11 protein-coding genes are annotated in these 12,524 nt (G+C 46.6%); 6 read left to right on the top strand and 5 right to left on the bottom strand.

Annotation, left to right across the window (positions count from 1 at the left end):
* Nucleotides 1-3 precede the first annotated feature (3 nt).
* Complete coding sequence (locus tag ACIDITHRIX25_RS75910) at nucleotides 4-735, top strand: IS1634 family transposase (protein WP_201732982.1); 732 nt, start codon at nucleotides 4-6, stop codon at nucleotides 733-735.
* A gap of 112 nt (nucleotides 736-847) precedes the next feature.
* Nucleotides 848-1,069, top strand: coding sequence for a hypothetical protein (locus ACIDITHRIX25_RS75905; protein ID WP_152626202.1), 222 nt, complete (start codon nucleotides 848-850; stop codon nucleotides 1,067-1,069).
* A gap of 829 nt (nucleotides 1,070-1,898) precedes the next feature.
* On the opposite strand, the gene ACIDITHRIX25_RS75900 is transcribed toward ACIDITHRIX25_RS75905, so the two are convergent.
* The 4 genes from ACIDITHRIX25_RS75900 to ACIDITHRIX25_RS75885 form a co-directional block, all read right to left on the bottom strand.
* Nucleotides 1,899-2,330, bottom strand: a complete 432-nt coding sequence (locus ACIDITHRIX25_RS75900; protein ID WP_201732981.1) for a hypothetical protein — start codon at nucleotides 2,328-2,330, stop codon at nucleotides 1,899-1,901.
* Between the two features lie 470 nt (nucleotides 2,331-2,800).
* A complete protein-coding gene (locus tag ACIDITHRIX25_RS75895) occupies nucleotides 2,801-3,499 on the bottom strand; it encodes a class F sortase (protein WP_201732980.1) in 699 nt (232 codons plus the stop codon).
* On the bottom strand, nucleotides 3,468-4,559 hold the full coding sequence (locus ACIDITHRIX25_RS75890; RefSeq protein WP_201732979.1) for an ice-binding family protein: 1,092 nt from the start codon (nucleotides 4,557-4,559) through the stop codon (nucleotides 3,468-3,470). Before ACIDITHRIX25_RS75890 ends, ACIDITHRIX25_RS75895 begins: the two co-directional genes overlap by 32 nt.
* A gap of 689 nt (nucleotides 4,560-5,248) precedes the next feature.
* Nucleotides 5,249-5,809 (bottom strand): hypothetical protein, encoded by a 561-nt coding sequence (locus tag ACIDITHRIX25_RS75885; RefSeq protein ID WP_201732978.1) that lies wholly within the window; start codon nucleotides 5,807-5,809, stop codon nucleotides 5,249-5,251.
* A 1,220-nt stretch (nucleotides 5,810-7,029) separates the two neighbouring features.
* On the opposite strand from ACIDITHRIX25_RS75885, the gene ACIDITHRIX25_RS75880 reads away from it, so the two are divergent.
* From ACIDITHRIX25_RS75880 to ACIDITHRIX25_RS75870, 3 genes are all read left to right on the top strand, one after another.
* Nucleotides 7,030-7,200 (top strand): hypothetical protein, encoded by a 171-nt coding sequence (locus tag ACIDITHRIX25_RS75880; RefSeq protein ID WP_201732015.1) that lies wholly within the window; start codon nucleotides 7,030-7,032, stop codon nucleotides 7,198-7,200.
* A gap of 947 nt (nucleotides 7,201-8,147) precedes the next feature.
* Nucleotides 8,148-8,333: a hypothetical protein gene (locus ACIDITHRIX25_RS75875; protein ID WP_201732977.1), complete on the top strand. Its 186-nt coding sequence runs from the start codon at nucleotides 8,148-8,150 to the stop codon at nucleotides 8,331-8,333.
* Between the two features lie 749 nt (nucleotides 8,334-9,082).
* Nucleotides 9,083-10,642, top strand: a complete 1,560-nt coding sequence (locus ACIDITHRIX25_RS75870; protein WP_201732976.1) for an LCP family protein — start codon at nucleotides 9,083-9,085, stop codon at nucleotides 10,640-10,642.
* A gap of 383 nt (nucleotides 10,643-11,025) precedes the next feature.
* Here the strand turns inward: ACIDITHRIX25_RS75870 and ACIDITHRIX25_RS75865 are convergent, their stop codons facing one another.
* A complete protein-coding gene (locus tag ACIDITHRIX25_RS75865; RefSeq protein WP_201732975.1) occupies nucleotides 11,026-11,748 on the bottom strand; it encodes a hypothetical protein in 723 nt (240 codons plus the stop codon).
* 473 nt (nucleotides 11,749-12,221) lie between these two features.
* On the opposite strand from ACIDITHRIX25_RS75865, the gene ACIDITHRIX25_RS75860 reads away from it, so the two are divergent.
* Nucleotides 12,222-12,524: alpha/beta hydrolase (locus tag ACIDITHRIX25_RS75860; RefSeq protein WP_213333432.1), on the top strand; the 303-nt coding region annotated here is incomplete at its 3' end.

Here is a 12,524-nt window from a genome sequence, read left to right as displayed (position 1 = left end):
GTGTTGTGTCGTTCTTTGGGGAGATCCAAGAAGGAATCAGCGATCTCTAGTCAAGCTAACGAGAGATTCTTAGTAGATATCACTTCGTTGAATACCTCAATCACAAAGGGTTCTATATCTAAGACCACAGTTGTCTCAGAGCGTATCGGACGCATCAAGGCCAAGTACCCAAGTATTGCTTCCAAATACGAGATATCCCTTGAATATCATCAAGACCATGGCAAGATCATCAAAAAGAGACGCTTTGACAAAGTAATCAATCTTACTATTACAGAAAAACCCACTAAAGCCAAAGATGATAATCTCCAAGGAGCCTACGTCATAGACACCAGCCATAGCGAGCTAGATGCAGGTGAGATCTGGAATATCTATACGACTCTCACTAAAGTAGAAGATGCCTTTAGATCCCTCAAGAGTGATCTTGGACTTCGACCGGTCTATCATCAACTAGCTAGCCGAACTGCTGCTCACCTCTTCATCTCAGTACTTGCCTATCACCTCCTTAGTGCCATTGAGCTGACCTTGAGGCAAAATAACGATAAGAGAAGATGGTCAACCATCCAAGAGCAACTTAACAGTCACCGCCGAGCCACCATAGTTCTTACATCAGATAAAGGCGTCGTCTATCACATCCGCACTAGTGGTGTTCCTGAGCCGGTTCACAAAGAGATCTACCGTCTCTTAGGAGTTAGTGATCCCCTTAAACGGATAAAGACCATTGCGACGCATTTGTAGTGTCCCAACGTAAGACCACATACTCAACTAGCTGGGAGAATAGGTTGATTTTCGGAAAGATGGGCTAGCGCTTTGATGTAACGGTGACGCCAGCTGGTGGCTATATCGGGGAGTGAGCCGTAGGTATACCCATTTCGTTTGCGAGGCCGCCCCGATAAACCAACCCGAAGGAGCGCCAGCTGGCCTTTCGGGAAAGCCGTTGGCACGAAGAGCTGTATTGCTTGCAGTGAGTGAGTCAAAGTTAGGTGAGGGTGGAGTAGGTGTTACCAGAACCCTCCCTAACTGGAGCGAAGATGGCCTAAGGATTCGAACTAGAAGCTACAGTCGCCGGTGACGCAAGAGCAGTGCCGCTCCCGGCGAACGCTACTAATAGCCCCCGGATAATGGCAAACTTCATTGATGACCCCCGCTGATAGCATCTACGAGAAGTCTCGTCGGGTATTGAGATAGATGTTAACGCTTGAGAGTGCGGTCTGTCTGGATAGTGAAAAGATCCAGTAGGTTGCCTTACTCTACCAAGGGACCCGATGCGGCTTCTGTCCCCAGGTAATGTTGGCACTTAGCGAAACCGATTGTCGTTACCCCGTCAGAACCGCACTTTAATCTTGGTGTTTTGCTCTTCGCAACCAGGACAGCAATGGTCAGGCGATCCATTGGCACCGAAGAACACGTTGGTAGTGTTCGGGTACGAACAATGAGATCAACACGGTCAGCCAATGCTTAGGGGGATCTCTATGTACGCTTCACCCAACTTTTCACCCAACAATTGTGTCCGAGAACGTCCGACCCAGTCCGAGGTTGTCTCACCGCCCTTGCCGAAACGCCTCGATGAGCTGCAAAAATGAGACGTACTCGGACATATTGACTTCCAGTTCGGACACTTTGTGAACACCTCATAATCCCTTGGTTGTGGGTTCGCATCCCACCGGGCCTACCAGGTCAGGGCATGTTTTAACCCTGCGGACTAGCTGGAAAACCCGACAAGCCACACAAAGTGGCTATGGTGTCAGCGAAATGGGGGCTCCTTGCGACCCTGGGACCTTTGCAATGATTTGGTTCTCCATACGTGCCACTTTCGGATTATGAACGCTTGTCTCATTTCCACTCCGCTCGATCTTCTCGCACTTCAGGTGGATCACATGGCGTTCATGACTCTATACGAGTTATAGGTTACCCGCCCGTAGTGGCAGGGTCGGAGTCATCAAGCTTGACGGGGACCCATCCATGCTGAGCGCATCTGAACTGGAAAGTCCGAACAGGAAAGTATTTGCGGTGACCAAGTGAGGCTCCCGAACCACTTCAACCGTTGGCCCGGTTCTTACCCACTTCACTATTTCGGTGTCCGGCGCTGGGAGTCGTGGCGCGGTTGCAAGACTCCATGTGGCCAATGAAAGAACATCGATCAAGGAGTTATGGAGAACCTTCCGGAGCTCCTCAGGGCGAGGGGAAGATCTTCCTGTCAATTGATGAGCGCGTTTGGAGTCTGTCAGTCGGACCAAGGCGTCAGTGTGACTATCGCTAATAGCTTCGATTATCCGAGTTACGGCACTGTGTGGATTGGAACTATCAAAGGAAGCAGTTGCATTTGCGTACATTTTCGGATACTGTCCAATACCCAGGGTGGAGCCAATCAAGATACCGGCCAAAGGTGCGCGTCGTTCTACCCGGCGAAAGACATCGCTCTCTTGGATCTTCGGCGTCTTAATTCTTGGTTATGCACTTTTTGATAATGGAGGCTACCCGACTAGGGTTACCCCTTCAGCAACACAGCCTTACCAACACGGCCGGTACATCTGCCGTTGTCTCTGTGGTCAATATCATCCGGGAGCACTTCCTAAAAGTATTAATCATTGGAAGCACCAGATTTAATCGGCCCTGATGAGTTTGATCAGGTGGCGGTAGTCTTGTGTCTCAAGTCTCTTATTGTGGACAATCTCAAGCAAATCGACAATTTTGATCAAATGGCATTTGATTGGCTTTACCTAGTTTTTGTCAGTTATTTTGTCGAGATCCGATTCGTGACCTTGCTTTGTGGCAATTCATTCGAGTTGAATATTGTAGTTTCCTACAGCTTTGGCAAAGAAGCACTCACGAGTTGACTGAATACTACGATGTTGGATTCGTAACTTCCCGTAGCATGATCGAAGGTTCCACCGCAGGTAACTAGCTGAAGTGAGCGCGTGCCGTTTGAACCATAGACCAATTGATCGGGGAATGACGCTTTTGCATACTGGACGACTTTGGTAACTTCAAAGTTTGTTACAGTACCATCGGCTAGCACCAGTGTGATTGTGTCTCCGGCAACAAGAGATTTCAAATTGAAAAAAATACCAGGTCCGAGGTAGGAGTCTACATGGCCAAGAATAACTGATGACCCAATCTGCCCTGGTGTAGGACCGTAAATAAACCACCCTACCGTATGGGAGTTTGTAGGCACCATGACTTGGTGATTGGCCTGTAGTCCTAGCGTCCCGACATAGGTGTTAATGCCAATTGCCGGGATTGTGAGTTGGACCGGTCGAGCGCTCGGAATGGTCGCAAATTTAGAGGCCACTCTTTGCGGTCGTGGTGCGACCGCCTTGGCAATTACCACTTTGATTGGATCCCTCGTAGGCAAAGTGCCAACGAGGGAAACGACACCAATTGTCATGGCAACTGTGGCAATGCCCCACCAGATCCATTGACGAAATGAGTTTTTGTTTTGAGATATCCGATGGGCCGATCTACTTTGTTTAGCCATGTTGATGACGGGACCGCAAGGCAAACCCCGCCGCACCTAGGGCGATGATGATTGCGCCGAAGCCGATGATTCCCAATTGCATAGGACTGTTACCTGCAGTTCCACCTTTTCCGGTAGCAGGTGCACCTACAGGAATAACCCCGGATGCGTGCGCGGCAATTGGAGTAATTGTTGTAGCGGTAGCGGGTGTAGTTGTTGTAACGGTAGCGGGTGTAGTTGTAGTACTAGCAGCAACTGTAGAGGTGGTGCTCGAAGTTGTGGTGCTCGAAGTTGTGGTCGTCGTAGGAGCCGTGGAGCAAGTCGGTATCGTGATTGAATTGGATTCGAGGGTTACCCCTCCGGTTTGGGCGAAAATGCGCCCGTTGACGGTTGCCCCGGTATTTAGGGTCACTGAAGTCAGTGCCAATATGGTTCCTGCGAAATTCGTAGTTGTACCGAGGGTCGCGGAACTACCAACTTGCCAAAAGACGTTACATGCCTGTGCTCCATTTTCTAACACTACATTACTGGATGAAGCTGTCGTAAGGGTTGAGCCACTTTGAAAGATAAATACGGCGTTGGGGTTATTGCCAGCGTTTAGGGTTATTGTCCCTGTTAGGTTCAGAGTCGAGTTGTTATATGCCCCTGGCGTAAATGTCACTCCACCTAAAGTTCCGGCTGCTACGGTTGTCGCGCTTTGGCTTGCTGCAATGCCGTATGCGGCTGTCGCAGCAGTCTGTGCAGCTAGCGATGCTGAGTTATTGGCGTTGGTTGTACCTGTGTCGGTACCGGGTGGAAAACCGGTTATTGATGTGCCTGGAGATAGTCCAATATCTCCACTTATGACCGATGACCCGGTATTGGTAATCGTCGAACCCGCCACGACCGCATACGACGTAGCCGAGCCAAGGTTGAGAGCGGTCGCAGCAAATGCGGGGCTACTAGTTGAGGCCGTGAAGACTGCGAAACCCAAGATGCTCACACCCAGTGCGGTGAGTTTGGCGTGACGGTGTGGTAATCGTCTTGTTTGTCTGTTTAATCCTCGAACCTTCCAAAAATTAACAGGAGAAGAAGAGCCATTAGGGGCTAAGGGGGAAGTACTCATAGGATGCATCGCCTTCGGATCGAATTAAGTTCAACATCGACGATGTTGAAAATCGATTTCATTGACTCTAATAGTACATCAATTTAGGATCAATTACTTGAAATTGATAAAAGAGTTTCTAATTGTTCGAAATATCATAATTCGTAGGCCATTGTTTCGCAAGGCTGCAAATTCATAATCTTTTCAAACAAAGAATCGCCTACAACCTAAGGTACCTTCGAATTGAACGGGAGCATATATCGCAACAGCCGAAACTTGGAAGTTGGCAGATTGGTGACGTCAATATGCCAACAAATAGAAGGCGGAAGATGCCCATTTAAAAATGAGCCATATCGTCAAGGTGCGAACATATAACTTGTTGTTTATTTTGAATATCGTTAATATTTTATTGAAATTCCTTTGGCGATAGGCCAGGGGTAGATCAAAACCATCGTTTATATCGTGTTGATAATAAGTATTTTCTCATAAATGTTTAACTTTTATGCGATTGACGTGCCGTGTGAATTCGAGCGATATTTTTCGAATATTTTGGCTTGGTTGCCTGGCCTAAATGATCGAATGCTATTTTGTTGGAGGTCTAAAGTTTCAGAGCTTAGCTATAGCGATTTATTTATTTTCTGTCAGATCCTAAAACGATATCGCTTTGAGTCCAATGCTAAGCGACAGATTGGGCCTTTTGGCATTGGTTGTTAGAGGCTCTCCTTGAAAGCCGGCGTATCTAGTGGCCGTTTGAAGTATTGCCATGGATATGTTGTTCCAATCCACGTCCATCCATGGGCCTCCAGTCGCTTTCGATTTCCTGGAATTGGGAATCCGTCACGATGGTGCTCCCATTGCTGGTCGGATTTTTCAAGAAGGTGATATAGCCAACCGTAGCTAATCGAGTGCCACCCGTGAGCGCCAGCATCGGCTAATTTGGCCATCTCATTTAAGGCGGTAACTGGCTTTAGTAGTCGTTGGGTTGCACCTACTACCGGTGTCTTCGTAACCCTATAACGTTGCTGAGCAGCCTGTTTGGTGACGCCTAGCTGATCTCCAATCTCACTCCAGCTAACGCCTGCGTGGCGAGCTGCCAATACCGCTTGGGATAGAAGTTCTTGAGAGTGGTCTAAGCCGACCTGAGTTGCTGCGATTACTAACTCCGAAATAACTTCATCCTCTCTAGTTTTGTCTCGAATTGCGCTGTTTATGGCTTCTGTGATTGATTCACGTATCTGCTCGGCTACATGGTCGTCGATTTTTTTCATCATACCGTCAATTATAGATTGACAGATTCTATTTGTCAATCTATAATTGACGAACCATTTGGAACCCTTGACTCTGCTCTGATAGGTGATGTTGTGTTGTGTGGCGCTGATTTTACGGTCTTTGATTTCGGTTGGAGGTCAACAACTTTTCGGGCAGTATGACATTGTTATTGAGTGCCTGGATTTTCTGAGGAAGAATTGATAGGTACCCCAGCAGGGTCTATGAGCCAACGATCTATTCGAGTGATATGGATTCGGGTGGGTCGTATTTAGATAGTCGAAAGGGTAAAAAGTAAAAAGCTTTTCGTTTAGCGAATTGGGAGGCTGGTTATCTGGAATTAATGTTACGTGAGGCAATTGGTAAGTTATTTTTATTCATTACAATAAATGAATTGCGAAATTATCGTAAAATCATAGGTTCTTTCAAATGTCTCTTGGGCTACACATTCCTTGGTGGTCGATGCAAATTGTAATTGACCTTCATGGTAACGAGGTAACGAGTGTGAGTGTTTGACTTTCGTCAGAGGTGAACGCTTCAAAGTATTCTTATTAATTTTGATTTAGATTTCTGCGGCTGAAATATTTAGCAGGGTTAGGTTGAGGAATTTGAGCACCGCTTTTGGCCCATGGTGCCATGTTATCTTGACGCTAACACCAATAAAATGGTCGAAGTATCCTGATTTTTAAGTGGTAACTTTATCCTTAGTGAGCTGGAGATACTGATTGTTTTCAGGCGTATATTTGCGCATTTAGATTCGCAGCTTTGATGTTGCATGTTTGGCATTGCATTTGATCGAAGCCCCCGTGTTTGATAACCCAACTTGTACGTTCGTATCGCCTAGATCTGGAAGTTTTCAGCATCTTTGCTTCATAAAGGTTGGCATCCTAGTTCGGAGCTCTAGTTGTCTAGCCCTTGCTGCAGAGCGCAAGATTTTGATTAAATGACTTTGACGATAGTGATGTAAGAACCGGGGGATTGCTTGGTAGCCCGCCGAGGTTTTTCGGTATTTACCAGAATGTGGCATTTGGCGGAATGCCCCTGGTTTTAGCCCTGGGGATATAGCGTCCCACCGGGGCGAAGCGCCTACAACTGTGCTCAAACATTGCGCTGATTAGCCACCTACTGCTTGATGATTTCTAGCGGGGTGACGAAGACTCCTAGTGACGAAGACTAAGTCTTAGCTACAGGTCTAGCGAGGCTGTGGCCAAGACTTAGCAACTCAATGCGCAGCCTCAGAGACGACCAAGCTTTGATCTACTTTGACGAGAGGATCGATGCCATAGTGAATATTCCACAACTGGGGATCGACACTAACGAGGAGATGGAGTTGATTGGCCATGGTCTAAAGTCCACTTTGGCCCCTTCTTTGGCCCCTTCTTTGGCCCCTTCGTGATGCAAAGCTGAGTAATGATTTCCTCGAGCTAAGGCTCGATGAGTGCCTTACTTTAGATCATCGTCGGTAATTGATCTGTCGTACTTAGAACATGATAAATACAGCGCTAGACAATTTTTTGTTATTGGGTTGTTATTGGGTTTGATCTCCATATGAGCAAGCTATACACCGAAGTGTTATCACGCAAACTTGGCTCTTCCGCCATCTGGTACAACTACCGATTGCCTATTTCTAAAGATGCTGGGTCAAGACTGCAAGCCTAACGAGACAGTGCTGAATGAGAAAGTGCCTAACGAGACAGTGCTGAATGAGACAGTGCCCGATGGGTCTGGAGCCGCTGTGTTCAAGAGTCCAAAGCAGCCTTTAGCACATCTACTCCTGAGAACAAGATTAGTGTGGGCCGGCAAAATTGTGTAAAGACCCCACCCATTGGCGATGCGAAAATGAGTGTTTGCCAAATGCTTCCTCAGTTACCCGGCAACAGACCATTTGAGACTTCGGACAAGCCAGGTCAAAGGCTTTCAACCGCACAAGGAGTGGATACCCCTCAAAGAACAGAACAAAAGGAACAGGACAAACCCGATCACCAGATCAACAACAAATAGGCATAACCTCTTACAGTTACATCTGGCTGGAGGCAATATCGTCCACCCGGTCTGGTCGCGTCCTTTTTTATCTGAGCCGTCTTTTCTAAGGAACTTTTCAAGACGGAGTTGGTGATTGGTGAGTGAGCTTCGTCATCTAAGTGAAACACGAGCCACTCCCCAAGAACGGAGCGATCATAGGGATTGATTGGGTAGTAAATGAGATTGCTACCATAACAGATGACACCTACGACTTTCCTCATCCTGAAAGACCAAAAACCTCCCAGATCCCTCTTTCTCGCTATCAACGCAAGATGGCTCGACGTAAACCCAGAGTGGACGATCAACTTCTAAGGGCCACCGATGCGCCAAGAAAAATATGCCGCCAAGACTTATCGCAGCGTCGCACAAAAACGACAAGTTGAATCATGTAACTACGCCAAGTTATTTGTGATGAACCACGACCAGGCCGCCATGGAAGAGTTAGAACCAAAATCTCTCACTAAGACAACCATGGCTAAGAAGAAAGATGATGCTGTCATAGCGTAGCCAAGAGCAGACCGGATAGCGTAGCCAAGAGCAGACCGGATAGCGTAGCCAAGAGCAGACCGGATAGCGTAGCCAAGAGCAGACCGGATAGCGTAGCCAAGAGCAGACCGGTGTTTATATGAATTAGAAGCACGCTTCAGGCCCACAACCCCTCCATCCAAGGTAGACGACTATCGGTTGCTTCAGCTGCACTGCGAGAACCAAGCACTCGCTTAGCATTGTCCCAACGAACCTATTCCTGTTATGTTTGTGGGTTAGGAAATTCAAGGGACAAGAATTCTGCGGCCATGACAGTCGTCTGGGCTGGTTTGAATGCGGCTGGTATTGATGGCATAAGAGCTGAGTGTCCGCTGGGCATTCAAGCAGCCTGAGCCAGGAATCACCCGTATATCCGTGGGGTGGTTCAATGTTGCTCCAAGGTTCATTTGATTATCGTTTGTTTGAGGACTTTTAGGGATAATTCCTTTGCGTTAGATAACCATGGAAGATGAGGGTCAAGATCGTCTAGATCTTTGGATTTTATAGTTTTGTCCACAAACCTATAATTGGCTGCTGACAATTAGATAGCAAAACGTGCGATCTGAATATTGTCCGCAGGCGACACCCCCTACAAATATACCGCTCATCAGGGATTATCTCGTACGAGAGTTATGTCCGCCATTATTTATTCCACAGTCGGTTATGATTGTTTGAATTGTTAGAGTTCATCGGTACCCTTTGTTGGTGAGCGTCTTAGGAGGAGCACGTAGTTGGCGGATCTAGGTGGCGCTAATAGGCGTGTCTACCCTTCCAGCTCTAAGAAGATAAGAACCACGAGAGCCAAACGGCTTCGAAGATCTGCGTTCATTGTTGGATTTTTGGTCTTGGTGATTTTGCTTGGTGCGCTGGGCTCGTTTGTATACGGGCAGTATCTTTTCTCGAAAGTCAAGAAGGTTAGTGTTTCGTCAGAGCATGTTCAAGTTGCGGGACAACCGTTAAATATCCTGCTCATCGGTAACAACACTAGAACTGGCTTGAGTCCATCTGAGGTCGCTGCTTTTGGCTCTTCGTCTCAGGTTGGCGGTGGTCGTGCGGATGTGACCATGATTGCACATTTTGATCCGAAAACCAAGAACGTCACTCTGGTCTCGATACCTAGAGATCTTTTTATGCCAATCCCAGGGACGAAGAAGCTGCAGCGTGTTGATGCTGCGCTAAATCCCACTAAAGCTACCGGCACCGCTGAGAACCCGAACCAATTGGTTAAGACAATCGAATACGACTTAGGTATTCCGATCCAGCACTATGTTGAGTTGAATTTTGATTCCTTTCAAGGAATAGTCAATGCCCTTGGCGGAATCAAGATGTATTTTCCTATGCCGGTCAAGGATGCGTATTCGGGTTTGAACATAACAAAGCCCGGATGCATTACCTTGAATGGCTTTCAAGCACTTGAGGTAGTGCGTGCACGCCATTTACAATATCAATTGCCCAATGGGACTTGGGGATACGATGGATTGGGAGATCTGTCTAGGACTCGACGGGATCATATATTTCTTCAGGTTCTGGCTTCTCAGGTGAAGGCTTCGGGGATTACTAATCCAGTTAAAGATCTATCACTTTTGAAAAATGTGCTTCCATATTTAACTATAGATAGCCAATTTACTGAATCAGAGATGCTTTCGCTGATACTTACTTATCGTCACGCGAACCCAGCCGCAACGCCAACAGGCACTCTTCCGGTTGCCTTTGGTCCGGCCTCTGGATATGTCTTTGATGGCACCAATTACGCATCGATCGTCCTGCCACAGGAGCCAGCAGACACAACTATGTTGAAGAATTTGATCGGTTTAGCTCAGCCGAAGATTACTCTATCGACTGTTAATGTTACGGTGGTAAATGGATCCAACTCTGCGGGCGTTGGTTCGACTATTTCAAGTGGCCTTGCCGGATTGGGCTTCAACGTATCTAAGGCGCGGGCAATCCCTCCTAATGCAAATCCCGTTGAATCGGTGATTTACTATACGCCTGGCAATTTGGCAAAGGCGGAAGCTCTCAAGGCAACTTTGACAGGCGAGGTCATAATGGGCCAAGTTCCATCGACCGGATATTCGACTCCGCTGGAACTGTTGGCTGGAGACCAGATCGCAGTTGCGGTTGCTCCTGTAACACCGTCTTCCACAAAGAACCAGCCATCGAGTAGTACAACTGCTACTTCATCAACTTCCGCATCGTCGCCTTCAACGACGATAGCTAGCATTACTGGTGCAACTCAAGTTAATGTATCCCAAAAGCCCCAGCCCTGGGATCCCAGGGCATGTCCGGCCTGATTTCGCTCCATAAAGACTTTGGATTTTTACTTCAATAATTCAGGTTTTCTCGTGGGCTTTTAGGATGCACTTTGATTTGGAGCTAGGCCATGGAGATATTGTGCTCTCAGCGTCGGTGAACGTTGTTAGAACCTGTGACTTTGAACTGTCAAAGGTCACGATCGTTAGTGGGCGGATTTGGAGCACAATCGGCTCCTGATCTTATTGAGGTGAGTGATTCCGAAACGTGTAGGGTATTTGGCTTTTGTGGCAAGTTGCCAAAGAGCCTTACTGCTGTCCCGGTTTTTTGGAACCTCTGGGCTCTCTAGGGAAGCTTCACATAAAACGGGTTTCTCGGATTGTTAGTTCTTTTGAATTTGCAAAATCTGATTTTAAGGTCACGGCTAAGGAGTCACAAATTTAGAAACATTGTTGACTCCTGTAACTTCAAAGAAGTACTTTTGTCCGCCTCCTCCTGGAGCTGCGGAACCAGAGTCGCCCTGGTTGAAGCTCAAGAGGGCTCCGCCAGAATTCGCAACGCAACCTACTTGGGCGATTTTGAAGATACCCGCATTGGACGGAGTTGTCTCTTTGTAGAGCGTGCCTTTTAAACCGGCGATAGTGCAACTTCCTGATGGTTCAACCTTCACCCCGGACGCCTTTGTGAGGTCGAAGAATGTGTTAGCTGCAGCAATTATCCCTTGTTGTTGAAAATACGTCGGATTTAGGGTGATTTTTTGTGATGCGAGATTGCCGAGCACTTCATAGGCCTGGCTATTGATTAGGTATGTGTGAGTTGTCCCTAAAGATATTTCAAAATTACTTTGACTGTGGATTTGGCCCGTCATTGTCAAGGATGCACTCCCAGTCCCTACGGTCATGGTATAGCTGTAATTTGTGAGACTGGTTAGACGATTTAGAGACGGTAGTGTCGTGCTTGTAGCGGCTGAAGTCGAACCGCTTTGATTGGCGTTGGTAGTCTCTGAGGTTTTAGGCGTTTGGCTAGATGTGGAAGTAGAAGTTGATGAAGCTTGGGCACATCCCGTAAGAATGACTGTTGATGCTATTGCAAAGCTCAGACCGGAGAATATTTTTTTTAGATTAAATGGGTACGTAAATGGGTACATTAAAATTTATTTTATCATTTTGTTTTGAAGATAGATACGAATTATCGAAATTAATTGCCAACAGATAGAAAATTTTACTTAAGTAGTAATCCGTTGGAGAAGTATCATCGGTTACCTTTGGGGCTTATTTTTTTAATTATTTTTTTTATGGATGTTTAGTTTATTTCGCGATCAAAAAGATGTTGCTTGGCTGAGGTTTTTTTTTCTCAATATTGTTGTAGCTGGGGTATTGTTTTTTTTGTAATTTCGAATCGTTAGGTTCAAAATAGTTGTTTGAACTTTAAACATCAAGGCGGTAAATAAAATTAGTTTATTCCTATTGATTTGTATGTCTTTTGATCCTTTCAATAAGGGTGTTAGATTTTTTTACGCTGGTGGGTTTGAAATTCTTGGAATAGACCAGCGCAATTGTCATGTTGGTGATTTGAGAAATTGTTTTTGTTGATGTACTAATTTGAAAGAAGAGGGTCAATATGGAAAGTTTTGAGGTGCCAACTATTGTTTCAGCTGGCTCTGATGATCCTAAGGCACCGTTAGTCATTTTATTACATGGACGGGGATCGACCGAGACCGAGATCATCACCTTGGCTAGCTATCTTCCCAAAGGGGTTCGCTATGTGGCTCTGCGCGCTCCGATCGCTGAAGGCGCTGGATATGCATGGTTTGCCAATAAAGGAATAGGGCGTCCGCTTCCAGAATCGATTTCGAAGACGATGGGCTGGTTCTATGACTGGTTGGATGGATTTGCTGATCATTTATCGAAGATAGTTTTGATC

It is taken from the genome of Acidithrix sp. C25, from assembly GCF_904848545.2.
This window is presented reverse-complemented; position numbering and strand designations above follow the sequence as displayed.

What these genes read in the sequence shown, in the direction of transcription:
- ACIDITHRIX25_RS75900 (WP_201732981.1), bottom strand. Translation starts at nt 2,330, where the DNA reads ATGTACGCAAATGCAACTGCTTCCTTTGATAGTTCCAATCCACACAGT.
- ACIDITHRIX25_RS75890 (WP_201732979.1), bottom strand. Translation starts at nt 4,559, where the DNA reads ATGAGTACTTCCCCCTTAGCCCCTAATGGCTCTTCTTCTCCTGTTAAT.
- ACIDITHRIX25_RS75885 (WP_201732978.1), bottom strand. Translation starts at nt 5,809, where the DNA reads ATGATGAAAAAAATCGACGACCATGTAGCCGAGCAGATACGTGAATCA.
- ACIDITHRIX25_RS75880 (WP_201732015.1), top strand. Translation starts at nt 7,030, where the DNA reads ATGCGCAGCCTCAGAGACGACCAAGCTTTGATCTACTTTGACGAGAGG.
- ACIDITHRIX25_RS75875 (WP_201732977.1), top strand. Translation starts at nt 8,148, where the DNA reads ATGCGCCAAGAAAAATATGCCGCCAAGACTTATCGCAGCGTCGCACAA.
- ACIDITHRIX25_RS75865 (WP_201732975.1), bottom strand. Translation starts at nt 11,748, where the DNA reads ATGTACCCATTTACGTACCCATTTAATCTAAAAAAAATATTCTCCGGT.